This is a genomic window from Leptolyngbya sp. KIOST-1, from assembly GCF_000763385.1.
In the GTDB taxonomy this organism is placed as follows: domain Bacteria; phylum Cyanobacteriota; class Cyanobacteriia; order Phormidesmidales; family Phormidesmidaceae; genus Nodosilinea.
On record NZ_JQFA01000002.1, the window covers coordinates 3778500 to 3801514 of the forward strand.

The window sequence follows — 23015 nt, forward strand, 5'->3', positions numbered from 1 at the left end:
AATGGACAACGCAAAAAATACGAGGCCCCAAAGCAAAAGCCCTGAACCGTTGAGATTCAGAGCTTTTCACTTGGTTTGGTTGAATGCCAGGAGGCGGACTTGAACCGCCGACACGAGGATTTTCAGTCCTCTGCTCTACCAGCTGAGCTATCCCGGCAGGGAGCGCAATTTCCAGCGCTCACTTAAGATAGCAAGCTGGTGTCACCCCTGACAAGGCTCCGGGGAAAAAATACTGAAATCTCTACTGGACCTCCCGCAGGCGGGCCACTTTGAGAAAGAAGTTGCCTGTGCCCTGGCCTGCGTAGGCCTGCACCCGCACTGTGTAGGTACCGGACTCTTTGATGCGAGCGAAGAGCAGGGAGTTCGTGGTGCCGTCGGGACCATCGTCGTTTTCGCCGATGATGACGCCGTCTTTGTTCATCAGGATCACCAGGGTGTCGAAGTCGTCGGAGGTGACATCGATCGCCACCTGGTCACCGGCCTCAAAATAAACGGTGTAGTCGCGGGCAAAGCCTCCGACCCCGGTGGGAACCAGCGGCGCATTTTTGAGCGCCACCACCTCAGGCAGCTGCTTCAGCCACTGGGCCAACCCCGCCACCACCGGCTTCGTCAATCCGTTGACGGTCCACTGGTAGGTCTTCCCCGCTTGCAGTTGCAGGCTGCGGCTCTGGGTCGAAAACTGACCGCTCAGGCCAGAAAGGTTAAAGGCTTTGTCTGTCTCGCCATCGTGCAGCTGCGCCGACAGCGCCGGGTCAAACGCCTGAATCTGCTGCAAAAACCAGGCGTGCAGGCCGATGGTGTACTGCGGGTACAGCTCGTAGCCATGGTCGGCCACTAGGTCCCCTCTAAAACCCGCTCTGAATAATGTTTTCAGAACAGGTGACTTTCAAACCACTTCCCCGCAAGGGGACGGAAACTACTGTCGTTCTTCTCTGCTGGTAGCCCTTCGGGCCGAAATAACCCGAATCACCTCATCGTTTCGTCTATAGACATGGCATACCAACAGCAGTCGAGAGGCTTCACTCATTCCCAAGATTAGGTACCGATCTTCATCGAATGAGTTGTCAGGGTCGAAGATCACGCGAGCGCTTTCGTCGTAAAAAACCGTGACAGCTTCATCAAAGCTAATCCCATGCTTCGCAACGTTGGCCCTGGTTGACTGACAAAAGTTGGCTGAAAGCTGTTGAACAGCTCGTGACGCGGTAGTTTCAGGGATCTGAGGAGGGGGCAAGGCGGTGAGGCGTTGCTGAACACAGGTATGAATCAAAAATTCAACGCCTCTCGTACGAGATAACCTACCCCACCCCTACCCCTTCCGGTCGGGGACAGGTAGCTAGCTTTTGCAGGAAATCTCTTAACCCGAATTTAGGTTATCCTACACAATCGGCAGCAAGTTTCATTAAGACGCTCGGAATTCTGCCTGTCTGGGGCAGGGGTGCGATCGCCCCAACTTCACCACTTAACACCAATCGTCCCTGCCGCTGACCCGGTACCCCCAACGCTGAAAATCGTAGGGTGCATCCGCGCAGCGATGCACCATTTTCCTGGCAATAGCCTTGGCAATGGTGCATCGCACAACCCCGATTTAAGACCGGAGACCACCGTAGGGGCAAACGGCGTTTGCCCACCCCAGTCGAGGGCATTCAGACGACCCAAGGGGAGCCGATATCAAGCCATCGTTGTCCTCTCTTGTCGCTGCCCCATAACCCACGAAGCCCATTCCTTGTGGGAAAAACAACCGCTTCTCTTGACAATGAGTCCTGAATCAGGCTCAATGCTTATTGATATAGTTTGTCAACAAAGGTCATGGACATCACCCTGCGGCGGGTGGCATTGGGATGTCAGAGGAGACAAGGATAGGGCTTTGGGCCGTCGATGGGTTTCCGCAGAGCGCCATTTTTGGTAAACCAGGGGTTTCAGTTTCACTTTGACAGGGAAGGACTTAAGCGATGCGGAATCTCGATACGGCGGCGACAACGGAGTTGCTGAACCAGATTATGGAATTTGAGCTGGCGGGGGTGGTGCGCTACACCCACTATTCCCTTGCCCAAGGCACTGATTGACCCAGCCAGGCGTTCAAGGCATTGTAGAGAGGGGAGTTTTTTTCACAGCGTTTACGCTTTTGAGTGGTATCTAAGCTTAGAACGCTGACTCCCCCTTGACCTCTTCAATCTCCGAAACCACCGCTTAGCAGGCCTCTCCGTCGCCTAAATTCAACTTTTGTCAGTCAACCAGGGGTTGGCCTGCTCTAGGGGAGTCAGTTGGGCGGCGATCGCTTCATCAAGGGCAGTTTTGTAGCGCACCGCTGCCTCGCGGGATGTGGTCACCACCTGGGCCTTATAGCCGTTGGGGAAAATATGTTGCAGGTAGTGGGCCACCATATCGGCGGCTTTGGCCTGGATGGTGGGCAGGGCTTCTAGGTAGGCATCACGGGAGCCATAGCCCAAAATTTGCATCCGCTCTTGCAGGTTGTAGTCGCTAAAGACATCCTCAAAGGCGGCATCCATGGCGGCCTGGTCGGGCACTTCGGCGTTGTGGGTGCGGCCTTCGTAGACAATTTCGAGGGTGACTTTATCGTCGATCGCCTCTCGCATGGTGTACTTGTCGATGTAGTCGCCAAATACTTTCTCGGTTTTGTCGATGGGGGTGCCGGTATAGCCAAAGCGGGTGGCATTGGGCAGGGCTTTGTCGAGGTTGGCCCCCAGCAGGGCGTACTGCGAGCGGTGAGCCTCGTCGGTCATCACCAGAATGTGGGTGCTGGGGTTTAGCTCTGGAAAGGTTTCCGCCAGGTCACGCTCCTGAAATTTGTGGATCATTGCCATCACCAGATCCGAGGTATCGGTGCGCAGCAGGGCCTTGAGTTTGGCAATGCTGTCGGCGGGTTTGACGGTAAAGCCGATGTTCTGGCCGGTTTCCGCCAACTGCTGCTCTAGCTGGGTGCGATCGGTCACAAACACCACCTTCCACTGAGAGAGGTTGGGATGGCGATACATGACTCTCACCATAAACATCATGGTGAGGGATTTGCCCGAGCCCTGGGTGTGCCAAATAATGCCGCTGCGATCGCGCGGGGTGGTGCCGGTTAGCAGACGATCAATGGCTTTTTTGACGGCGCGATACTGCTGGTAGCGCCCGACGATTTTGATGGTTTCGCCCTTGTCGCTGACCGAGAAGAGGATAAAGTTGCGGAGGATGTCGAGCAAGTTGTGGGGGTCGAGCATGCCCGCCACCAGGCGCTGCTGGTCGTTGGGGGCGCTGCTGCCGTGGGCCAGGTCGTCGAGGGTGCGGGGGTAGGGGTCGGCCCAGCGATAGAAGTATTTTTCGCTGTGGGTGGTGATGGTGCCCACTTTGGCCTGGTTGCGACAGGTAGCGACCACAAACTGGTTGTAGTAAAACAGCGGGGCGCTGCCTTCGCCCTTGGCCCCCCGCTGCTCGCTGTAGCGCAGCATTTGGTCGATGGCTTCAGGAAGGGGTTCTTTGGCCTTAGGCGATTTGCACTCGACCACCACCACAGGCAAGCCGTTGAGAAACAGCACGATGTCGGGGATGATGTGGTACTCGGTGCCCAAAATCCGCACTTTGAACTGGCAAACGGCGATAAAGCGGTTGTTGGCGCAGCGCTCAAAGTCGATGAATTTAACGGTGGGGCTGGGGTCGCCGGTTTGGCGGTTTTGGGAAACGCTGGTGTTTTCTTGCAGCAGGGTGAAGATGTGGCGGTTATTGTCGAGCAGGCTGTTGCTGGGGAAGCTGGCGGTGAGTTGTTTAACGACTTCCTCTACCTGGTCGTCTTCTAGCCAGGGGTTAATGACTTTGAGCTGCGCCCGGAGCACGGGCAGCATCACCACTTCGGTAAAGCTGTCGCGGTGGGTGTCGGCTGGGGTTTGGCTGCGCTCTAGATCCAGCACTTCCCACCCTAGCCCGGCCAGTTGGTCGAGAAAGGGCTTTTCGACGTGGTTGCGTTCGTCGATTTTGATGGCGGGTGGGGTTTTGTCTGAATGTGGCATTTCTATCACCAAATTACTGGCAAATACTGCCATTGCCGGATCTTCTCATCTTTTGAAATTAAGGAAGCCTTATGAATTAAGCTACTCGCTACAATTAATCGATCAGCAGGATCTCCATGAAAATCTCCTGGTAGACGGGTGGATAGTACGGCAATCTCAGGAGTTAAAGGTAATAGAATCACCCTAGGACGTTGGAATGCAATGTCAAGCCAGACCTGCACATCCATAGATAAACTGATCCTGCCTTTGGAGTCCAGCATGGCTAGTTCCCAGCAGCTAATTGCAGGAATTGCAATTTGGTCAGCATTAGCAATCGCATTGATGGCTTTTCGGGAGAGAGCGCTAGATTCATTCATCCACCAAATCCAGGCGTGAGTATCTAAGATGATCATTGATCAGCATCCCATTCAACATCAATGGGCGAAATGATATCCTGCTCGAATAACACACTTCCTTTCAGTGGATTAAAATCAACGTCATTATCGGGTTGATTTGGGTTAATGGCTGGTCGCTTGAAAGCCAAAATAATACGATGCAAAATGTCAAGATAGGCTTCATCAAGCGTGTCAATTTCTAGCTTTAACTTTTCGCGACTCATCATAATAAATAGCTCCTAGGCTAATGTGAGAAATGTTAACGAAATCCTGGGGTTAGGCTTGGCCAAAGGGTGTCGGCTCTAGCAAGGGGGTAACGGGTACTTTGCCAGTAAGAAGGTCTTGCATTAATCCTAATTTCTGTCGCTTGATTTTCGAACAACTTTCTTCAAGGATATTTTCTGCTTGTTCAATTTCTCTAAGACGCTCTTCAATCAAAACTTGCTCTTCATACTTTGGCAGAGAAATTTTTAGCGAAGCCATGATTCCAATATTTAGATTCACCATTGTTGAGCCAACAGCCTGTATGCCGATTTGTAGTTGTGTCGTGTAGTATCTATATATTTCAGCCATCCATTTCGATGAGAGGGCTTTCTGAGGCGGTCTCATCAAAAAGCACCCAGAGCCGCAAACCCATCCTTTCTGATCCTGCTTAATGAAGGCACATCTGGACAGATCGCCGCGCCGAGCAAATATCAGATCATTCGGCAACATCCTATGCCTTTCTAAGTCATTGGCCCGATCTTCTGGAATTCGCGCAACATTTTTCTCGGAAATATCGGGGCTTTGAATATCTTGAGGCATAACGAATGGCACCCCATCAGCAACATATTCTGAAGCATGTAATTGACTTCCAAAGGGGCCAGTTTGTAATTTTCCACCATATTTTTCAAGTATTTGACCAATCGTTGTACATTCCCAGTCTTCGGGGATACGGCCTAGGGGAGAGTCTTTGAAGCGATGAGTGGATTCACTGCGGATGTTGCCGTTTTCGTCGATGCCTTTGGTTAGCAGGTCTTGCATTAGCCCGGTTTTGATGCGCTGCTGTTTGGCAATCAGGGTCTCGGTTTGGGCGATCGCGCGGTCAACCGTCGAGAGAACAGTAGCAATTTGAGTTTGTTCAGGTTTTGAAGGTGCTAGAATTTCTGTCTGTTCAATAGTGCCGATAGAAAGACTGAAACGTGTTGAGCCGCTAGCATGAATTGCAAAATATCTTGCTACACCTGAGGTAGATAGCTGCTTGGACAAGAAAACTGGATCTATTTCTCTTTCATCCGGCCTTATCAAGGCAAGATGATAACCACAAACTAATCCATCAACTTTTCCGAAAACAACTGATGGAATTCCTATATCATCTGGGCTTTCAGAGTCTTTTGTGACAATAACATCGCCACTTCTAAGGCCAAATTTTTCAATTTCATTAGGGCTTGCCGTAGCTTCCATAAAATTGAGCGAGTCTACAATGTAATCATGGGTATAAACATCCATGTAATTACATAGCCTGACAGGCTGTTCAATTGAGCTAGTTTTTTTGTCAACATTGCTCACTCTGATGTCAGCAATATCACATAATTTTTTAGCAGGCCATGAATTCATGATTCTAAATACCCCAATTTTTCCATAAACTCATTCAAAGTTCTCAGCGTTACCTCTCGCTCGGCCTCTAGCTGTTGGCTCGACGCGGCATACTTATCCCATAGGTTCTCTACACTGGCTACCAGCACCCGTTTCTCCGCATTTAGGTAGCGGGTCAGTTGTTCCTTCGCCCAGTCATAAAGCTTTTGCAAAATTAGCATTTTGGCTTCAGCCTCGGTCAGTTGGCCGCCAATTTCGTCAATCAACGCATCCATGCGGGCTAGGCGAGTTTCTAAAATAGCTTTGTCTTTGGTAAGGGTGGTAACTTTGCGTTTATCGGCCTTTTGGTTGGGGTCTAGGGCAGCCAGTTGCTCATTCACCTTAGCAATCAGCGCTTGGGTTTCAGCCTTGGCTTCTTCACTGCCCACCCGCTTCAACCGCAGCTTCAGGGTCAGTTCATCCCGCTCTTGTTTAAGGGTGGCCTTCAGCTTGGTAATGCGGCCCTCAATTTTGCTAATGGCATCGTAGGCGGTTTGGTATTGTTGCCGTTCGTGGGCAGCCGAATCGCCCTGGGCATCTTTCAGGTCGTCAATCAGGTCTTTCAGCGCCTTTTTAATCACCGTAGCGGTCACATTTTCGCCTTCCTCCGGTTCGTGGCTGGCTACCTCCTGGCCTGTTTCCACGGCTTCAGCCAGTTCGCCCTGGGCCGCGCTCAGCTTGCTCTCTAGCGCCTCAATGGTAGCCACCTCAGTGGCAAAAAATGCCGCAATCAAATACTCATCGGGAATCAGCGTATGGTGCCAGCCCGTATTGATAATGGTTTTGAGGTCGTAGCGAATTTGCAGCCACCAGTTAACAAACACCCCTGCCGACTGAAACTCATCCAGCACCCCTAGGGGGATCAGTTGCTCCTTTAGCCCCGTCAGCAACTCCCGACGCACCTCTGGCATGGGTTTGCCCTCCCGCAGTTGGGCAAAGTCGTCGCGGGCCACTTGCCACCAGGTTTCTAGGGTGACGTAGTGCTGGCTCACCGTATCTTGCAGGGGGCGACTGGCTTCTAGCACAGTTTTAATCGCTGGCTTGCTCGCTATCTCATCCCCAAAGGCGGCATAGCCCGGTCGCAAGGGGGCAAACAAAAGATCAGGGTCTATCCTAAACTGGGCAAACTCAGCCCCCAGAGCATCAATTTCGGGTTGGGGAACACCGCCCAGCAGGTGGGCCTTCACATCCTCCGGTTCGGGGTCGGGCGTATTGTCTACATAGCGGCGAATGTTGAGGTTGTAGTCGTGCTGGCCTACGATTTCGGCCTTGTCTACCAGGCGGCTGTACTTGGGGTATTCGGCCTTGTGGGTAAACACCACGTCGATTTTTTCAATATCTTCGGGACGTAGCTTATTTTGGGCTTTGCCCTCGGCATACTCGCGATCGGCATTGATAAACAGCACTTTGTTGCGCAGGTGGTCGGGCTTGGCCTTGTTCACCACCAGCACACAAGCGGGGATGCCCGTGCCGTAGAACAATCCCGGCGGCAGGCTAATAATCGCCTCGATCACATCATCCTGGATCAAAATTTCGCGAATCAGCTTTTCTTTGCCGCCGCGAAACAGCACCCCGTGGGGCATGATGGTCGCCATATGGCCGTCGGGCTTGAGGCTGGCGATCATGTGCTGCACAAACATCAGGTCGGCCTTTTTACCGGTTTCGGGGGCAAACTCCTTAAAGCGGTTGGCAAACCGCATGGTGGCGCGGCTGTAGTTTTGCGAAAAGGGCGGGTTGGCCAGTACCCGGTCAAACTTGCGGGGGGCACCCTCATCATCCAAAATCAGCGGATCCTCCAAGGTGTCCCCGTTCTCAATGGTGAACCGGCTGATGTTGTGGAGAATCATGTTCATATTGCAGATCGACCAGACCGTGCCATTGGAGTCTTGGCCGTAGAGGAACAGGTCATCGGGGTCTTGGCCCTGCTCCTCCACATACTGGTGCGACTGAATCAAAAAACCGCCCGACCCCACCGTGGGATCATAAATGGTGTTGCCCGCCTCCGGCTTCACCAACTGCACCAGCAGGCGCACCACCTCCGCCGGGGTATAAAATTCGCCGCCCTTCTTTCCGGCGCTGTCGGCAAAGTACTTGATCAAATACTCGTAGGCGGCCCCCAACAGGTCAGGAAACTCGAAGTTGTCGTTCACCAGCACAAAGTTGGGCTGGTTGAAGTGGTCGAGCAAATCCTTCCACTTTTGGTCTGGGATTTTGGTCTTGCCCTTGACCTCGTTAAAGTTGATGTTGTTCTTCAGCACCCCGGCCAGGGCATCGTTGGCGTCTTCCACCGCTGCCAAAGCCTTGTTCAGCATGTTGCCGATGTCTTGTTTCAGGTGCTTGAGGGGCGGCACCTGCTCTTCGTTGCCATCGTCATCCACCTGTATCCAGGGCTCGTGCCAGCGGGCACGGGACGGCACAAAAAACGTATCCCCGTAAGACTGCGGGTCTTCTAGCAGCTCTTGCACCTGCTCTGGAGCCAGGTGGGTAAAGGTGTGCCGGATGTGATCGCGCTTGCGATCAAACTCATCCGACAGCCGCTTGAGGAACAGCATCCCAAAGATGAACTCTTTGAATTCCGAGGCGTCCATCTTGCCGCGCAAGATGTCGGCAGCCTTGAACAAAAAACTCTCTAGCTGGGCAAGGGTGATTTTGTCGTGCTGCAAGCTCGTAGTCCTTTTCTGGTGGGTTACCCCGCCAATTACCCCGATTCGAGCTGAGAAGGGAAAGTCTGGCGGCTGAAGCATCCGCTCTAGGGTTAAGCCCAGTCGAGGTAAGACCAGACAACCCCCTACAGGGATTACCATCCAGCCATTCTAGTTCCTTCAACTCATGTAAACCACTATTGCGGCTACCCCTAGAGAGAGGCACGCCCAAAGGAACCCAGAGCACAAGGGACTGATGGCCCTGTCTCAGGCACCAGCCAAACAGCACAGCCCCATCAGTGAGGGCTTGACGGGCGCACGGGCCGCAGCAAAAACCACCCAGTCAAATAAATTATTTACCAAACCGGTAAACTTTATTATGATAGATAGGCATGGAGATTACCTTCACTGACGAGAAGTTGAGGCAGCTCTGTGAGCGACCTCAGCTAGCGCAAAAGAAGCTGGGTGCCCCATGCGCACGCAAGCTACGGACGCGGCTCGCTGATATTGACGCGGCTTCGTCGGTCAAGGAGCTGATTGCTGGCCGACCGCATCCTTTGCGCGGCGATCGAGACGGTCAGTTTGCTGTTGATTTAGCAGGAGGTAAACGACTTGTGTTCAAACCAGAGAATGAGCCAGTACCTCAGCGCGAGGATGGCAGCATTGACTGGGCAAAGGTAACGCAAGTCTGCATTTGTTTTATTGGGGATTATCATGACTGAGCTTACACGCCCCTTTGCCCCTGAATGGGTTTCTACTCCTGGGGATACCATTGCTGATCTCTTGGAAGAACGTGACTGGACTCAAGCCCAGTTGGCAGATCGCATGGGCTACACCACTAAGCACATCAGCTTATTGATCAATGGTAAAGCTCCAATTACTGAGGAAGCAGCCCTGAAGCTGGAGCATGTTTTGGGCAGTACAGCATCTTTTTGGCTCAAGCGTGAGGCTCAATATAGAGCACAATTGGCAAATATTGAAGAGCAAGAACGGCTTCAGCAGTACATTACTTGGCTCGATGAGTTGCCAGTTAAGGCGCTAATGAATCAAGGCATTATTCCCAAGTGCCGAATGGTCGAAAAAAATAAGCCTGCCCTTGTTCGTCAGATGCTACGTTATTTTGGTGTGGCATCTCCTGATGAATGGCGCAAGATTTATGTTGGAATGGAAGTTGCCTTTCGGCGTACCCGAGAAGATCAGAGTAATGTTGGTGCCATTTCAGCATGGATACGATGCGGAGAATTAGTGGCCGAAAAAATTGATTGCCCCAAGTTCAACAAATCTCAGTTTCAAAAATCCGTGCGAGAAATTCGCTCCCTAACGACATTGCCTCCGCAGGAGTTTAGGCCTAGATTGGATGAGCTGTGCTGGAACTCTGGGGTGATATTGGTGCTAGTGCCATCAGTACCAGGGGCACATGTTAGTGGTATGGCGCGGTGGCTCAACCCCCATAAGGCGTTGATTCAACTATCCCTATACGGCAAACAAAACGATCGATTCTGGTTCACCTTATTCCATGAAGCTGCTCATATTCTTTTGCATGACAAGAAAGACATTTTTCTAGATGAGCTAAGTGACAATACAGGATTAAAATCTCAGCAAGAAGAGGAAGCAGATGCTTGGGCAAGAGATTACCTAATTCCTCCTGAGTATGCTAATGAATTAAAGACTCTCCATTCTAAGGAGGCAGTCAGGCAGTTTTCTGAATGTGTTGACATACATCCAGGCATTGTAGTTGGACGCTTGCAGCATGATGGAATTGTCGATCGCAGCTGGATGAATGGATTGAAAGAAAGCTTTTGTCTAAATGGAGGTTAAATCTTGGAAGAGTCCAATGAAGATTTAAGTTTTAGCTTATCCATCTCAACTGACAAAGATCAGTTTCTACGACGCACATGCCCAAGCTGTGGTAGAGATTACAAAACAGATGTTAGAGATGGAGATTTGGCATGGGCTCTAGCTCCTCAATTCAAACGCTTAGGGTTTGAACTCGGAAAGATGGACGAAGAAGATGCAGCGTTGCCTAACGGTTTGGATGAACTCTGCTGCCCTTATTGCGAGGAAATTTCTGAAGCCTCGGAAACGTTAACTGAGGAAACGCTTGAATACTTGAAGAGATATGCCATAAGGGAATATGTCCTTCCCCAGGTTGAGCAAGCCTTTTCAGGATTGGCTAGCAATAACAAGCAATCCAAAGGTATGTTTTCAATCGAAATAAACTACTCACGGTCAATGCGCCCTCCTCGTCCTATACATGGGCCAGAACCTCCAGACATGAAAATTATCCACATGCTCTGCTGCAATAGACGGCTCTTCCGGGTTCAGGGTGATAAGCTCGGCTAATATTCAGGCGCAGCAAGGCTTTCAGCGAATGCAGGGAAAGTAAAATGTATCAGCCAGCACACTTTCAACCACAGATCCGGAAGAGCCCAATAGACGAATTAAAGTCTCAGAGGAGTGGAATGATGTAAATATCTGTTCATACTGCCAGCAATCAGTCAAAGTTGTTTAGCAAAAAATACCATGAATCCAACTCTGCCCAAGGAATCTGTTTCAAGATCGCTTAAAGCATTTAAGAGTCGTCGCGATGCTCTTCTCCATGAAGATAGCAATATCTTTAGCCACCACTTGGATCGATTTGTTCAGTTTCTAAATAACGATGAACTGGTTCAGCAGGTCTTGAATCAAATTGATGCTTCAAGTGTCAATCATGAGCAATGGATAAGAGCAGCGTTAGGATATGATTCAAAACTTTCTTTTCCGGATAATTCAGATGAAGAGTTGATTCTGAGATTTGAATTTATTAAGTCCGCACAACAGGACGACAATATTCTTTTTCAGTTTGGCTTTCCCAGGGGAGCGAGAAACAAGAAAGATGACTGTGTTGATGTCTTTAGAAGCTTGATAATTCGGCCATTTGCTGAAGAGTTTGGTGATAGGTTAGCTAGTATCGCCAACCTTGCCTCTCCAGAAGCTCGCGAATTACAGGCGGTTCCATTGGTTAAAATTCCCTCTCCAAACGAAGTAAGAATATTCCTTAGCCACAAGACCATTGATAAGCCGATTGTTTATCGATATTTCTACGCGCTCAAAGCGATAGGATTTGATCCATGGCTAGATGAATCTGACATGCCTGGGCACTGGTCTGTTAGGCGTTGATAGGTAGAATGACTGTAGTGTAACTACTTCAGCATGATGGATTGTCCTTACTGCCAAAGCCAACAAGTCGTGAAAAACGGGCGAGAGTCGCTTTCGGACGGCACTGTGCTTCAGCGCTATCGCTGTAAGGGTTGCAGCAAGTGCTTTAACGACCGAACCGGCACCCCGATGGCTCGCCTGCGCACCCCGAGTTCAGTGGTTGCGACCGCCCTCAATGGTCGCAGCGAAGGCCTGGGAGTGAGAGCAACCGGTCGCTTGTTTGGGGCGTCGCACTCTACCATTTTGCGGTGGGAAGAGCGCTTAGCCCGTCAAGCGGATGCCTGGTCACCGCCGGCCCCAGGTGGTCGAGAGGTAACGCTGGAAGGCGATGAAGTCTACACTCGCGTGGGCGAGAACCGTCCCCCCCAGTAGCGCCCAAGGGTGGACGATTCACTTTATTGAGCGCCAGAGCCGCTACTGGGTCTCAGCGATGGCCGGGCACAAAGACGAACTGCTGTTTCAACGGGGAACCCAACAGGCCTGGCAGTGGGCCAAACGCTGCCCGTTCATTCGCTGGTTTACCGATGGAGAACACCGCTATGCTAAAGCACTGTGGGACTTGGCTAGCGTCTATTTGGCCCTGAGGGAGTGTCCCAGTCGGTATCGCACCCGAAAAGTCTGGCGGTATGGCCTGGAAGTCGCCATGAAAGTGAAAGGGTCTCAAGGTCTCAGGCGGGTCGTGTGGGTGAGACCCGAGCATCCCTACACCGCGGTTAGCCCGCTAGCCGAGGTGCATGCCAACCATAACGAGGCTCACAATGCCGCCCTGAGGCGGCGATGCAGCGCTTATCGTCGGCGTCAAAACCTCTATGCTAAGACTCGTGATGGATTGCAACGAACCTTGGATGTTCAGCGGATCCTCCACAACTGGGTCAGGCCACACTGGGGACTGGGCAAACGGACGACTCCGGCCATGGCGATCGGCTTGTGTAGTCGCTTGCTATCCACCCAGGAACTTCTCTGCCTGAGAGGGTTTCAATGTATCTCCTCTTAACAGACCAGTGCCGCGTCGTAGACGGGTAGGTAGGCAGCGTGGTGAGAAACGCCTCTTAACTCCTTATGGTGGGCCAACTAATTCTCCCTAAAGAGGAAACTTTCTGGTCACATTTTTAGCTTAATCCTCTGTCCACAGCAGCCGCAGCTTTCGGCTAAAAGCCCCCCGCTCTATGCGTCGCTGCATCTGACAGGCCAGAACCTGGTTCCGCTGGATGCCGTAGGCCGCCAGAGTGGCATCGATAACTTCCCACAGATCAGCGAGTTCAGTTATTAGGTTGTCTTCACCAGCTTCAGCCGCCTCCTGGGCTTCCTCGATCAGCTTTTGGCGTAGAGCTTGGCAGTACTGGGTCTGGGTCATGGGTTCAACGCCAAACTTGACCTGCTGGCTGGTTAAGATTTCAGGGATGCGATCGCGCACCAGCTTGTTATATTCCTTGCGCACCATAAATGTAGCTTCCTCTCCGGGGGGATAGTACAGCAGTGTGTAGTCACGACCAGTAGCAGCGCGACGCAGTACCCGTAGACATTCTTCCGCATCCGAGCGGCGACGAAAGCGATTGACCACCACCCGCTGCATGTCGGGCAGAAAGCGCACAATCGCCCAAACATGGAATGGGCTGATATTCATGCTGTAATAACTTGAGCCAGGGCAAATTGAGATGAGACACTACTTTTCAGTGCCTCTCCAGTGTTTTGGCCCGTTTCAGGGCGGAACTAGAAATCAGTTTCTAGAAAAGAAGCCCTTTTGTCAACCCTGTTTCTAGAAGTCGCTTTCCAATGTCCGCCAGTCCGCTTGAGCATTCTTCCCCACATACGCTGAAGCATCTAAGAGAGCGAGCTGGCCTCTCTCAAGAAGCCTTGGCCCGAATTGTGGGGGTTAGCGGTAAGACAGTGAGCAACTGGGAGAGAGGTATGAGCGTGGCCAGCCTCACGGTACCCCAGATGAAGGCGCTATGCGATGCCCTGGGTGTAACACTCAGTGAACTGCCCGATAACTTCAGCTCTTAGCTGCCTACCCTAGGGGCAACCCCTGTAGTGAGTCTGTGGGCATGAATGACAATCGACTTCCTTCTGGGGCTGTTCATCAGCTACCTGACTCAAACAAGGTCAATGTTGCTGCACTAACCCGTCTGTTTGCCAAAACCACCAACTCCTACAAATACCTCTTCTTTCTATCACTGCTAGATATTATGAGGCGTCGCCGCTTTGAGGCGACAGAGCCGATCAGCTTTCAAGACCTGATCGTGGAGATGCTGGCTAACGCCTGGTTTCCCCACACATTCTTCAAGCTCTCCTTTGGCACCCAAGACCAAGTGGCTCAAAAGCTCGATGCCCTGGAGCTAATCATCACGGAGCCCATCATCCGCTTGCGAGATACCGATAAAACGCTTTTAAGAGGAGCGATCGCTCTTCAAGATTTGGGTGATGTGGTGTCTCACCTCAGTCGTTACGTTCCCTTCCGGCTGATTGCGCCATTTCTTGAACACCAACTGGCGGGAGTCAGTCGGGGCAAGGGGAACCAGGTAGAGGTTGCCATACCTGCGATCGCGGCCCGTTGCTTCAATAGCGACAAACCACTCTACCGAATAGAGTCTTTTGTCAGTGACTTAGGGGTAAGCACTATGGATGAACTGTTAGATGTACAGGGGAGCATGTCAGGTTTGCAAGGTCGGCTGAAACAGGTGAGGATGCAAGTGTTGACCTAAAGGCCTAACTGATGACCCCTGAGAAAGCCACCCAACTCAAAACTCATCTCGCAGCAATCGCTCAATTGCTCTACGAGGAGAGCGATCCGGCTGACATGCAGACTCTAGAGGGCATTGAGATGACCGTGCGTGAGCAAATTCAGGCGCATGTCAGCCCAGAACTCGGCCATTTTTTATCCGCACGGTTAGCGGCACAGCAGCCGGACGCACACGACAGTTGAAAAGTACCTTGGGCCAGTTGAGCGTCACTACTCGTCAAGCGGAACGGCTTGCGGTGCCTGCCCATCGCCAGTTAAGCCCTCATTTAGAAAACTGTTGCCTGCGTGTGAGTGCAAATGTTTCTTACGAACAAGCCGCCCAAGATGTCGCCTATTTGACGGGCATCAACAGGCTTCATGCTTTTGATGTCTTGTATAGCCTTAATAACCTTGTACTCATCAGCAGAAGCAAGTACGTGGTCAATAGGCCGACCTATATTGTGCTTGAATAGGCGAAAAAGGCTTAGATCTTGAATATCTAAAGCCTCTTTAAAGGATAAAATAGTGCCTATTTCGTCCAGGCATACTACGAACTCTGGGGATATGGTTTGCGATAGGACTTTTGCAGGCAAATCAGATAATTGCTCCTGATGCATGCAGGCAAGCAGGAACTTCTTAAAGTTTTTATAACCAAGTGGACTGCGATCGCCATCCTCAAGTTTGACAAATAGTGAATAAACACCCCGACAAATGACAATTAGATCACCATCCTGAAGCTGTTGAGACTTACGCACTACACCATTGATGGCCAGGCCATTCATACTTGGTTTTCCCTGCTCATTGCCATCGGCAATCCAGCAGGTTTCACCTATAGCCTGAATGACGGCATGGTGGCGAGAAACCCCCTTATACTGCAGAACAATATCGTTGCTATTATGGCGACCAATGGTTAGCTTTTCCTTTTCCAGGGGAAAAATCCGAATCGTATTACTATCGCAAACGATCAATGCATGCCTACTGGGCTTGCCAATTCTAGAGTAGTATTCTAATTCCTGAATACTACTTTGGTTAGATGCAACGACTTCACAGGCATTTCCATCAACTACTTCCGTTGAAGTTTTTTCCATTTTTAAGCTTTGTAACATCGCATCAATGTAAAAAATGTATCACCAATGTGCTCAGGATGAGCAAATCTGCTCGATTGGCTCAGGGGCGGTTGAATCGGCTATCAAGCAAATCAGCCGCAGAGTCAAAATCTCAGGGGCCCAGTGGAATGAGGACAATGTTCCCCAGGTGCTGGCCCATCGTTGTGCTTATCTCAATGGAGCCATTGGGTTACAAAGGTGACATGCTCCCGATGTACAGCGGCTAGGGAATGCTTATGAGCAGGTGGTAAAACCACTGGTATCCCTGGCTGCAAACCGGGGCTTTTGTGTTGGATGGCGGTATTGATTTATCTGGAGCGACGACTCCAAAATAGGTCTACTCAACCCATGAATTATATAAAAATTGCAGAACGTGAGATTCAGCGGCAGCGGAAGGGTATGGTTATACCTCCAGAGGTGAGGCCTGTTTCATGGAAAGGCCTTCAAATGACCATTGATGAGGCTCAGGCTGTCATCTGCGCCTTTGAACGGCAGAAGTCCGCTTATCTTGAAAGGCATAGAAATACAGAGACAGGAGCAGTAATCACCGAGACAGTTTTTCAAAGTCTCAGCGAAACTACGAATGCTGTGGGTCGAGGGTTAAACTCCTTCCCAGTCACTACTCTCGCAGGTTGGGTTGTAAGCGGCACCAGCAAGGGAATCTCGAATATCGGCGAAGTCATAAGCGGCGGTGTTCGAGAGGTTAACCAGTGTCGGAACAGTCCTCAGATTGACGAAATCAACGAACAAATTAATAGCCTTAACCAGGTCATTGAAACAGTAAGTGGGGAAACTTCATCTGGAACAAAACAATGACTGGTGTATGGGTCTATTGCACAACTGTCAGATGAAGTCTAAACTATTACATATACCCTGACTCAGGTGGCGCTGGTCTCGGTCGCCGCTAAGCGTTCCCCCGGTCGGCCCAAGCGCTCTCAACCCTCAGACTCACCGACGTTAGGCTATCAATGGCAGGCGACCCTGGAACGCACTGCTGAGTATGAGGCCCAGTGCCAACAGCGCTATCGTCGCTTCATTCTGGCCACCAACGTCCTGGATGACGACGCCTACCCGGCCCAGCGCCTGTTGCAAGAGTACAAAGCTCAGCAGCACGTTGAGCGCGGCTTTCGCTTTCTCAAAGACCCCCTCTTCTTCACCAGCAGTGTCTTTGTCAAAAAGCCTCAACGGGTCGAGGCCCTCGCCCTCGTTATGGCCTTGACCTTGCTGGTCTACAGTCTGGGTCAGCGCAAACTCAGAGCCCAGCTTGCCCAAGCCGATGACGCGGTACTCGACCAAAAGCAGCGCCCCACTCGCAATCCGACCTTTCGCTGGATTTTACAAAAATTTCAAGCGATTCACCTGGTCTCTGTCGGGACCGCTCAACAGGTCAGCAACCTCTCGGAAGAACGTAGCAAAATCATTCGCCTCATGGGCTTTCCAGCCTGCCGCTACTATCTCCTTAATTAGCTCCTGTCAACCTGCGGAATGTCGGCTTGAGAGGCAGCCTGCGGGAGATCTTGAATCTGAAGCCCAAGTCACCCGAGGGTCAGCGATTACTCAAACGCTACTTGAAGATTCGGGAGCATCTACTGCTGTTCCTCGACGATGAGACGGTGCCGCCCACCAATAATTCCAGTGAACAGGCGCTGCGCTGGAGTGTGGTCTTTCGCAAGGTCACCCATGGCTTTCGCTCCGACTGGGGCGCAGAGTTGTTCGCCCAGGTGCGCTCACTGGTCAACACCGCTCGCCGTCAGGGCATCCCTGCCTTCGAGGCCATTTCTCGCGCCCTTACCTCAAACCAGTCTGATTGGCTACTGAGTTGAGCAATTACCAAAATGTATAGGAAAGGCATAGTCTTTAATTCTCTTGCGACTTGAATACAAGAGGGATATAATGAGCTTCTCCTAACTCTAAAGCAGCACAGTTAAACCTCTAATTTGGTGCATGAAATCTTAAAAGAAGCAAACTTACACTTCCGAGGAAAAGCCATGATAAGCTTGCTAAGTAAATTGGGCGAAAACCTATCCTCTTCAAAGCATCTGTACTGGTAAGAAGCCCCATCGCAGCCATAGCCATAGATAGCAGAAATTGATTTAAGGTTTGAATGGGATCAATAACTGTTGGCGGGACAAGCCCCAGGCTATTAATTACAACCAACAAAAAGAAAAATAAAACAAACCAAGGGAAAGAACGCAGTCTAAAGTTACTATTTCCAGATTTCTGTAACACTTTACTTTGAAAACCGAGAAAAGCTATTAAAGGAAAAATAAGCATTACTCTAGATAGTTTTGCTATGGTGGCTATCTCCCCACTGATTTCACCCCTTTGGAAGGATGCAGCAATAACCTGGGCAACTTCGTGAATAGATGTTCCACACCATAGACCAAATACAGTGGGAGTCAGCCCAAGGAAACCGGCTAAGATTGGATAACCTAACATCGCCAAAGTTCCCAGACAAGTTACCAGTGCTATTGAGTAAGCAATGTCTTCCTCCGAGTTGTCTATAATTGGACTCGCCACTAAAATTGCAGATGCGCCGCAAATTGAAGTTCCACTAGCAATAAGCTGAGTAAGCTTGCGGTCAATTCCGAGCTTATTCCCAAGCCAGCAGGTAAACAGGAAGCTACTAAGACAACAGAAGTAAATTAATGCCAATCCTGACAATCCGATCCCTAGTATCTGAAAGAAACTAATTCTTAAAGCTAAGAGGATAACAGCCAATCGTAAAACCTTCTGGGCTGAAAAAAAGACTCCAGGTAAATCATTTTTTGAGATTCCAAAAGAATTCCTAATAAAAACTCCGACAAAACCAGAGACTAAAATTGGACTCAGAAAAAGATAGCTAAAATTAGTGCAAATTACTATAGACACACCTGCGATCCATGAGGATAGCACTAATCCAGAAAAGTGAGTTCTTAAAAAGTTTGTTGTTACTTTTAGCATCAGAATGAAAAACTATTTAGTAGATACCTTTAGCACCGGAATCAATTATTCCTGGCTCTAATCATTTTCCTTCGAGAAAGAGGCGAATAAATTAAAGCTCTAAATGAAAAATTATTGAGCTTTTAGGCTATTTGAGGGATGGTCATGCAGCAAGCATTTAAGTAAAACAATAAACAAGATCATATTTATTGATAGAATTAAAACTTACAAAATTATAAAACATAGCGCTTGAAACTGTTGAAAAAAATTTCATCTTCCAAAAATAACTATTTAGCTGAGGGTTAGCGTTTAACTTACCCTCAGCTAAGAGGTTGGAAAACAAGCTAGTATTGAAGCAAGTTTTCACGGAGAGTAGTCCCCGCATAGGAAGTACGAAATCGACCGCGCCTCTGTAGTTCTGGAACCACCAAGTCAACAAATTCCTCAAAACAACCAGGGGTATAAGAAGCGACTAGCATAAAACCGTCTGCTCCGCCCTCATCGGTGTAGTATTCAATTTTGTCTGCAACATCAGTTGGGGTTCCCACAACTACGGGCATACCCATACCCATTGCATAGTAAAGTGCTGCCTCCTTAACAGTTATCGGATCACCACCCTTAGCGTAGATTATGCTTTCAAAGAGACCCTGGATTCCAGGAATCTCAATGTTCTGAACATACTCATCAAGATCATATTTTGAAAAATCAGGCCCAAAGTGCCCGGAAATCCAAGCCAAAGCACCTTCGAGCGGTATACAAGAACGAATCTGTTCATACTTTTCTTGAGCATGAGATTCGGATTCTCCAACAATACACTGTAATCCGTAAATCAGCTTTACACTGCCCGGCTTTCGGTTGAACTTATTAGATAATCGCTGGTTCAAATCATCGGAGTACTGCTTCATCCGATCGACGGTGGGGTGAACCGCAAATATTGCCTCTGCGTGCTTCGCAGCAAAATCGCGACCACGAGCCGAGGAACCTGCTTGCCAAAACACTGGGCGACCCTGGGGAGAGTGATAGCAGAAGGAGCGACCCTTACTAGAGAAATACTTACCTTTGAAGTTCACCTCATGAACCTTGGAAGGATCCGCAAAAATTCCAGTTTCCTTATCAGCAATGATGGCATCAGGTTCCCAAGAATCCCAAAGCTGGCAGCAGAGATCCATATATTCCTCCATCCGTTCATAGCGATCTGAACGATTAGTCATCTCTGCACCATATGCATCCCATTCGCTCTTGGAGTAAGAGCTAACTATATTCCAGGCAATGCGTCCACTAGACAAATGATCTAGACTAGAGAGACGTCTAACCATAGAGTAAGGATGCTCAAAGGCGGTTGACAAGGTCAAGCCAACCCCAAGATGTTTCGTGGCTGTAGTAATAATTGGTACTATGGTAGAAGGCTCATGAGTTGGACACTGGACGGCATACTTGACACAAGCATCGGAACTCTGTTCGTAGTTATTGTAAGGAGCTAACTCATCAGCAATGAACATTGCGTCAAACATTCCACGCTCCATGGTTTGAGCCATATGCTGCCAGTATGGCGGGCGACTCCAATCCCAGTTAATTTTATCCTTAGGATGCCGCCACATTCCGGTAGCATGACTGTTTACACCATGCTGTATAAATCCAAGAAGGTGAATTTTTTTCTTCCCTGCCATGTTTTTCCCCGGTAAATAACTGCAAAACCGCTATTGTTGATGAATTCAGGTGTGACTGTTTAACAAGTTATGAAAGATGCAAGTTCAGTTAATGAGTCTTTTAGACGAATCTCAATGTCATCATCTAAAGTTAGTTGCCCACCCTCACCTCTCTGCATCTGTGAGTCCAAAATAAAGATCCCCCTTAAGATATGAGTTGCTCCTAAAACACTAAATAAAGGTTTCATAGCGTAGTCAATTGAGAGTAGGTGAGTGATAGTGCCTCCAGTAGCGATAGGCAAAACCGTTTTTCCTGAAAATGCATATTGAGGCATTAAGTCAAGTAATGCTTTTAGCACTCCGGTATAAGAAGCCTTATATACAGGAGTGCCAACAATTATTGCTTGTGCTTGCTCAATCATATTTTGAGCTTTCTTCAAGGATGCACTCTCAAAATTTGCGTATACTAAGTCCTCTGGAGGAATATCTTTAACTGAAAGGCAAGATACATCTAAGCCTTGCTTTTCTAAAATCAGTCGAGAAAGTTCTAAGACCGAGGAAGACCTAGAATTTTGCGATGGACTTCCAGCGATAGTCAAAATTTTGTGCATTGCAAAAAAACCTGCGCGAAAAATCAGCAAAAATAGTCAACTCACTTATGCTAGGGTGACAAGACTATGCCCTCCTCCATTAGAATTCAAGATGTCCATATATTCGCCAAATTTTTCGTCTGTAAAATAGCTGCGAGAGAACTCGCTTGAAAAGGCCACTTGTTGGAAGTGATAATCTAGCCCCAGCGAGTTGTAGATCAACCTCAGTAAGTAATCATCAATCCAAAAGTCAACATCAAATTTCGCGATTCCATATTTGCCCTCTAATCTCCTATTGAGAGTTTTTAAGAGCCAAGACCACTGGGGTTTCAGAGTCGGGTCTATACGAGTTCCAAATTCATTGGAGTAGAAACGAAGAGTCTGATTCGAATTAATGCTTGTAAGATGGTTGAGTTGTTGTATGCCGTTTATCTGGTTCTGCAGGAACCATTGATTTGCTATAACCAGATCATGTAAGTATGAGATTACAACCTCAGGGTTGTCACGAATAAAATGCGATCGGCAAACTATTCCTCTCAAAGAAGGTATCTTGATACCGTCATTATCATCTTGGCTCAGCCTTTTTGAAAAATTATGGTTTTCTAAAAGGGTAGCGTAGGTTTCACAGCAAACATGAGCATCAATATTTCCGTTTGAGAGGCTATTACTAGCTGTTCTAGGATCTTCATTGATCAAGAAACAATGGGAATTCACATCAATACTATAAATATCCAGAAGGGTAATTAAATATCTATGGGAATTAGAGCCGAACAATGTAGAAATTCTTTTTCCTGCAAGGTCTTTTACAGAACTGATGTCTGATTTTTTGGGAACTACAATACATATATCTTTGCCAATAAGATTGTAAGAAGCAATTGAAATTAGCTTAGAGTAAAAGTTCAAACCATCAAAAAAAGAAGAGCCATTGTTTAGCAATGACATATCATCCATTATGCAGATGTCTAGCTCGCCTTTTCTCATCTGGCGATTCATCAATTCTCCCGAAGGATAGCATTTAATATCAATCTCAAATTCTCTAAATATATTTAAGTCCTTCAAAACATTTGACGATTGAGAAACACTTCTCAAGGTTCTATTTATGTACTTGACACCATAAGAAGCTATCAATTGCCCAATAGAGTCTATTTGAACCCCAATTCTAAGTATCTCAGCTCTTTTTGAGTGATTTCCCGAAAGAAATATACGCTTGTCTTCATAGCTCTGGGGATCCTTCTGCTCAAGCCTAAAACTACGTACTAGACCTTCTGCCAGGACTAAGAGCTCACTAAGCGGTGGCACATGAATGTATACACCAAATTCACTAAGGTCATGTATATAAGTCCAGTCTTGTTCACTCAATCCTCGGACATCTTCCAGGCAAAACTCAGGGATAATGGTACAACCCTTCTCAGTTAAAATAAAATCCCAAAAGTATTTATACTCATCAATTAACTTAGGGCTTTTTTCAACTTTAGAAATTTCAATTCCGCTTCTCTTAAGCTCGTGGCAAATATCACTTAGGAGAGTTAACTTCCCAAAGTCAATTTCCCGAAGGCTAATTGGCCCACCCTGAATATCGGGAGCATTTTCGCTCAGATTGACGAAGACGAACCGGTAAGTCTGCAGTCGATTGCAGGGATGGTTCTCCTGATATGCCGATGTGCTATTTATTATCAGGTCTATCTTTTTTGGTTTTCCAGTGGAACATAAGGAAAAGTCATTAGATGCAGTCTCTATGGTGTGTATTTCCTTGTTGGGAAAACACATGGCAAAGCGATGAAAGAACTTGTCTATCCAAGAAGCCGAAAGAAGTGGAGTTATCCCAATTGCAATTTCCTCACCTAAAGAGTCAATTGGTTTCGAGATGTCATTTTTTAGAGATTCAAGATCATTGCAGATAGGCATAGTCTTCGAAATAAGCCTCTTACCACTATTTGTCAATTTAATGGCCCCAGGCGTTCTAGTAACTAGAGAAGTGCCAAAGAAAACCTCTAGCTGCTTAATTTTTTTGCTTACGAGTGCTTGACTATAGCCCAACTCTTTAGCAGCTTGGGAAAACCCACGAGAATCATCAACTGCTTTTAATATCCTTATATGGTTGAAAGTAATATCGCCTATGTTCATTTCTCTATGACCAGCTGACAATACGAATTGAACATCCTGTTTGAGTATCAGGAGGCAGGAGGAGTCCGCCATTTCG

The 23015-nt window shown here is 48.7% G+C and carries 24 protein-coding genes, 1 tRNA gene and 1 pseudogene; 12 read left to right on the forward strand and 14 right to left on the reverse strand.

Annotated elements, in window-relative coordinates; genetic code table 11:
• Window positions 1-84: 84 nt before the first annotated feature.
• The 8 genes from NF78_RS16755 to NF78_RS16780 all read right to left on the reverse strand — a co-directional run bounded on the left by NF78_RS16755 (window position 85) and on the right by NF78_RS16780 (window position 8655).
• Window positions 85-157 (reverse strand) — tRNA-Phe (locus NF78_RS16755).
• Window positions 158-241: 84 nt separating this feature from the next.
• Window positions 242-835 (reverse strand): hypothetical protein, encoded by a 594-nt coding sequence (locus tag NF78_RS33025; RefSeq protein ID WP_263970623.1) that lies wholly within the window; start codon window positions 833-835, stop codon window positions 242-244.
• An 81-nt stretch (window positions 836-916) separates the two neighbouring features.
• Window positions 917-1267 carry a BrnT family toxin gene (locus tag NF78_RS29625; protein ID WP_318655477.1) on the reverse strand — a complete coding sequence of 117 codons (351 nt, stop codon included), beginning with the start codon at window positions 1265-1267 and terminating at the stop codon, window positions 917-919.
• A 946-nt stretch (window positions 1268-2213) separates the two neighbouring features.
• A complete protein-coding gene (locus tag NF78_RS16765; protein WP_263970624.1) occupies window positions 2214-4004 on the reverse strand; it encodes a type I restriction endonuclease subunit R in 1791 nt (596 codons plus the stop codon).
• A gap of 5 nt (window positions 4005-4009) precedes the next feature.
• Window positions 4010-4396 (reverse strand): type II toxin-antitoxin system VapC family toxin, encoded by a 387-nt coding sequence (locus NF78_RS29635; protein ID WP_072016100.1) that lies wholly within the window; start codon window positions 4394-4396, stop codon window positions 4010-4012.
• Window positions 4393-4605 carry a hypothetical protein gene (locus NF78_RS16770; protein WP_035988109.1) on the reverse strand — a complete coding sequence of 71 codons (213 nt, stop codon included), beginning with the start codon at window positions 4603-4605 and terminating at the stop codon, window positions 4393-4395. The genes NF78_RS29635 and NF78_RS16770 overlap by 4 nt, the downstream gene beginning before the upstream one ends.
• Window positions 4606-4654: 49 nt before the next feature.
• Complete coding sequence (locus NF78_RS16775) at window positions 4655-5974, reverse strand: restriction endonuclease subunit S (protein WP_035988111.1); 1320 nt, start codon at window positions 5972-5974, stop codon at window positions 4655-4657.
• Window positions 5971-8655, reverse strand: a complete 2685-nt coding sequence (locus NF78_RS16780) for a type I restriction-modification system subunit M (RefSeq protein WP_035988114.1) — start codon at window positions 8653-8655, stop codon at window positions 5971-5973. The genes NF78_RS16775 and NF78_RS16780 overlap by 4 nt, the downstream gene beginning before the upstream one ends.
• A gap of 371 nt (window positions 8656-9026) precedes the next feature.
• On the opposite strand from NF78_RS16780, the gene NF78_RS16785 reads away from it, so the two are divergent.
• From NF78_RS16785 to NF78_RS16805, 5 genes are all read left to right on the forward strand, one after another.
• A complete protein-coding gene (locus tag NF78_RS16785; RefSeq protein ID WP_035988116.1) occupies window positions 9027-9356 on the forward strand; it encodes a type II toxin-antitoxin system RelE/ParE family toxin in 330 nt (109 codons plus the stop codon).
• Window positions 9349-10452: a helix-turn-helix domain-containing protein gene (locus NF78_RS16790; protein WP_035988118.1), complete on the forward strand. Its 1104-nt coding sequence runs from the start codon at window positions 9349-9351 to the stop codon at window positions 10450-10452. Before NF78_RS16785 ends, NF78_RS16790 begins: the two co-directional genes overlap by 8 nt.
• A 3-nt stretch (window positions 10453-10455) precedes the next feature.
• Window positions 10456-10977 (forward strand): hypothetical protein, encoded by a 522-nt coding sequence (locus NF78_RS31235; protein WP_156119802.1) that lies wholly within the window; start codon window positions 10456-10458, stop codon window positions 10975-10977.
• Window positions 10978-11157: 180 nt separating this feature from the next.
• Window positions 11158-11793, forward strand: a complete 636-nt coding sequence (locus tag NF78_RS16795; RefSeq protein ID WP_156119803.1) for a hypothetical protein — start codon at window positions 11158-11160, stop codon at window positions 11791-11793.
• 36 nt (window positions 11794-11829) lie between these two features.
• Window positions 11830-12826 (forward strand): IS1 family transposase gene (locus NF78_RS16805; protein ID WP_156119804.1). Its coding sequence is split into 2 segments (ribosomal slippage): window positions 11830-12189 and window positions 12191-12826, totalling 996 coding nucleotides; the frame shifts between segments, so codons are not numbered across the junction.
• Window positions 12827-12946: 120 nt separating this feature from the next.
• Here the strand turns inward: NF78_RS16805 and NF78_RS31880 are convergent.
• Window positions 12947-13456: a nucleoside triphosphate pyrophosphohydrolase gene (locus NF78_RS31880; protein WP_197064860.1), complete on the reverse strand. Its 510-nt coding sequence runs from the start codon at window positions 13454-13456 to the stop codon at window positions 12947-12949.
• Between the two features lie 149 nt (window positions 13457-13605).
• Between NF78_RS31880 and NF78_RS29640 the strand changes: the two genes are divergently transcribed.
• Genes NF78_RS29640 through NF78_RS16820 form a run of 3 tightly spaced genes read left to right on the forward strand, consistent with a single transcriptional unit; the run spans window position 13606 to window position 14755 of the window.
• Window positions 13606-13836, forward strand: coding sequence for a helix-turn-helix transcriptional regulator (locus tag NF78_RS29640; RefSeq protein WP_072016101.1), 231 nt, complete (start codon window positions 13606-13608; stop codon window positions 13834-13836).
• 41 nt (window positions 13837-13877) lie between these two features.
• On the forward strand, window positions 13878-14534 hold the full coding sequence (locus NF78_RS16815) for a hypothetical protein (protein ID WP_052050568.1): 657 nt from the start codon (window positions 13878-13880) through the stop codon (window positions 14532-14534).
• A gap of 11 nt (window positions 14535-14545) precedes the next feature.
• Window positions 14546-14755: a hypothetical protein gene (locus NF78_RS16820; protein ID WP_035984476.1), complete on the forward strand. Its 210-nt coding sequence runs from the start codon at window positions 14546-14548 to the stop codon at window positions 14753-14755.
• Between the two features lie 83 nt (window positions 14756-14838).
• On the opposite strand, the gene NF78_RS16825 is transcribed toward NF78_RS16820, so the two are convergent.
• Window positions 14839-15657, reverse strand: coding sequence for an FHA domain-containing protein (locus tag NF78_RS16825; RefSeq protein WP_035984475.1), 819 nt, complete (start codon window positions 15655-15657; stop codon window positions 14839-14841).
• Between the two features lie 34 nt (window positions 15658-15691).
• Between NF78_RS16825 and NF78_RS31240 the strand changes: the two are divergent.
• The 4 genes and pseudogenes from NF78_RS31240 to NF78_RS16835 form a co-directional block, all read left to right on the forward strand.
• Window positions 15692-15859, forward strand: a pseudogene (locus NF78_RS31240) (ISKra4 family transposase); the annotation flags it as partial.
• Window positions 15860-16104: 245 nt separating this feature from the next.
• A complete protein-coding gene (locus NF78_RS28380) occupies window positions 16105-16473 on the forward strand; it encodes a hypothetical protein (protein WP_156119805.1) in 369 nt (122 codons plus the stop codon).
• A gap of 66 nt (window positions 16474-16539) precedes the next feature.
• Window positions 16540-17124, forward strand: a complete 585-nt coding sequence (locus NF78_RS16830) for an IS1634 family transposase (protein ID WP_052050570.1) — start codon at window positions 16540-16542, stop codon at window positions 17122-17124.
• Window positions 17125-17174: 50 nt separating this feature from the next.
• The gene (locus tag NF78_RS16835) at window positions 17175-17480 is read left to right on the forward strand and encodes an IS66 family transposase (protein ID WP_197064861.1); all 306 of its coding nucleotides are present in this window, start codon (window positions 17175-17177) and stop codon (window positions 17478-17480) included.
• 109 nt (window positions 17481-17589) lie between these two features.
• Here NF78_RS16835 and NF78_RS29650 read toward each other — a convergent pair whose 3' ends face one another.
• The 4 genes from NF78_RS29650 to NF78_RS16845 form a co-directional block, all read right to left on the reverse strand.
• On the reverse strand, window positions 17590-18600 hold the full coding sequence (locus tag NF78_RS29650) for a YeiH family protein (RefSeq protein ID WP_072016103.1): 1011 nt from the start codon (window positions 18598-18600) through the stop codon (window positions 17590-17592).
• Between the two features lie 323 nt (window positions 18601-18923).
• Window positions 18924-20246, reverse strand: coding sequence for an LLM class flavin-dependent oxidoreductase (locus NF78_RS16840; RefSeq protein ID WP_035988126.1), 1323 nt, complete (start codon window positions 20244-20246; stop codon window positions 18924-18926).
• Between the two features lie 59 nt (window positions 20247-20305).
• Window positions 20306-20836, reverse strand: a complete 531-nt coding sequence (gene ssuE / locus NF78_RS29655) for an NADPH-dependent FMN reductase (protein ID WP_072016166.1) — start codon at window positions 20834-20836, stop codon at window positions 20306-20308.
• Between the two features lie 45 nt (window positions 20837-20881).
• Complete coding sequence (locus NF78_RS16845; protein ID WP_156119807.1) at window positions 20882-23011, reverse strand: LysR family transcriptional regulator; 2130 nt, start codon at window positions 23009-23011, stop codon at window positions 20882-20884.
• Between the last annotated feature and the right edge of the window lie 4 nt (window positions 23012-23015).

Coding starts and splice junctions, on each gene's coding strand:
- NF78_RS16825 (WP_035984475.1), bottom strand. CDS start 15,657: ATGTTACAAAGCTTAAAAATGGAAAAAACTTCAACGGAAGTAGTTGAT.
- NF78_RS16795 (WP_156119803.1), top strand. CDS start 11,158: ATGAATCCAACTCTGCCCAAGGAATCTGTTTCAAGATCGCTTAAAGCA.
- NF78_RS28380 (WP_156119805.1), top strand. CDS start 16,105: ATGACCATTGATGAGGCTCAGGCTGTCATCTGCGCCTTTGAACGGCAG.
- NF78_RS16785 (WP_035988116.1), top strand. CDS start 9,027: ATGGAGATTACCTTCACTGACGAGAAGTTGAGGCAGCTCTGTGAGCGA.
- NF78_RS16840 (WP_035988126.1), bottom strand. CDS start 20,246: ATGGCAGGGAAGAAAAAAATTCACCTTCTTGGATTTATACAGCATGGT.
- NF78_RS16815 (WP_052050568.1), top strand. CDS start 13,878: ATGAATGACAATCGACTTCCTTCTGGGGCTGTTCATCAGCTACCTGAC.
- NF78_RS16775 (WP_035988111.1), bottom strand. CDS start 5,974: ATGAATTCATGGCCTGCTAAAAAATTATGTGATATTGCTGACATCAGA.
- NF78_RS29635 (WP_072016100.1), bottom strand. CDS start 4,396: ATGATCATCTTAGATACTCACGCCTGGATTTGGTGGATGAATGAATCT.
- NF78_RS29650 (WP_072016103.1), bottom strand. CDS start 18,600: ATGCTAAAAGTAACAACAAACTTTTTAAGAACTCACTTTTCTGGATTA.
- NF78_RS16770 (WP_035988109.1), bottom strand. CDS start 4,605: ATGATGAGTCGCGAAAAGTTAAAGCTAGAAATTGACACGCTTGATGAA.
- ssuE (WP_072016166.1), bottom strand. CDS start 20,836: ATGCACAAAATTTTGACTATCGCTGGAAGTCCATCGCAAAATTCTAGG.
- NF78_RS16765 (WP_263970624.1), bottom strand. CDS start 4,004: ATGCCACATTCAGACAAAACCCCACCCGCCATCAAAATCGACGAACGC.
- NF78_RS29640 (WP_072016101.1), top strand. CDS start 13,606: ATGTCCGCCAGTCCGCTTGAGCATTCTTCCCCACATACGCTGAAGCAT.
- NF78_RS16845 (WP_156119807.1), bottom strand. CDS start 23,011: ATGGCGGACTCCTCCTGCCTCCTGATACTCAAACAGGATGTTCAATTC.
- NF78_RS16790 (WP_035988118.1), top strand. CDS start 9,349: ATGACTGAGCTTACACGCCCCTTTGCCCCTGAATGGGTTTCTACTCCT.
- NF78_RS16820 (WP_035984476.1), top strand. CDS start 14,546: ATGACCCCTGAGAAAGCCACCCAACTCAAAACTCATCTCGCAGCAATC.
- NF78_RS31880 (WP_197064860.1), bottom strand. CDS start 13,456: ATGAATATCAGCCCATTCCATGTTTGGGCGATTGTGCGCTTTCTGCCC.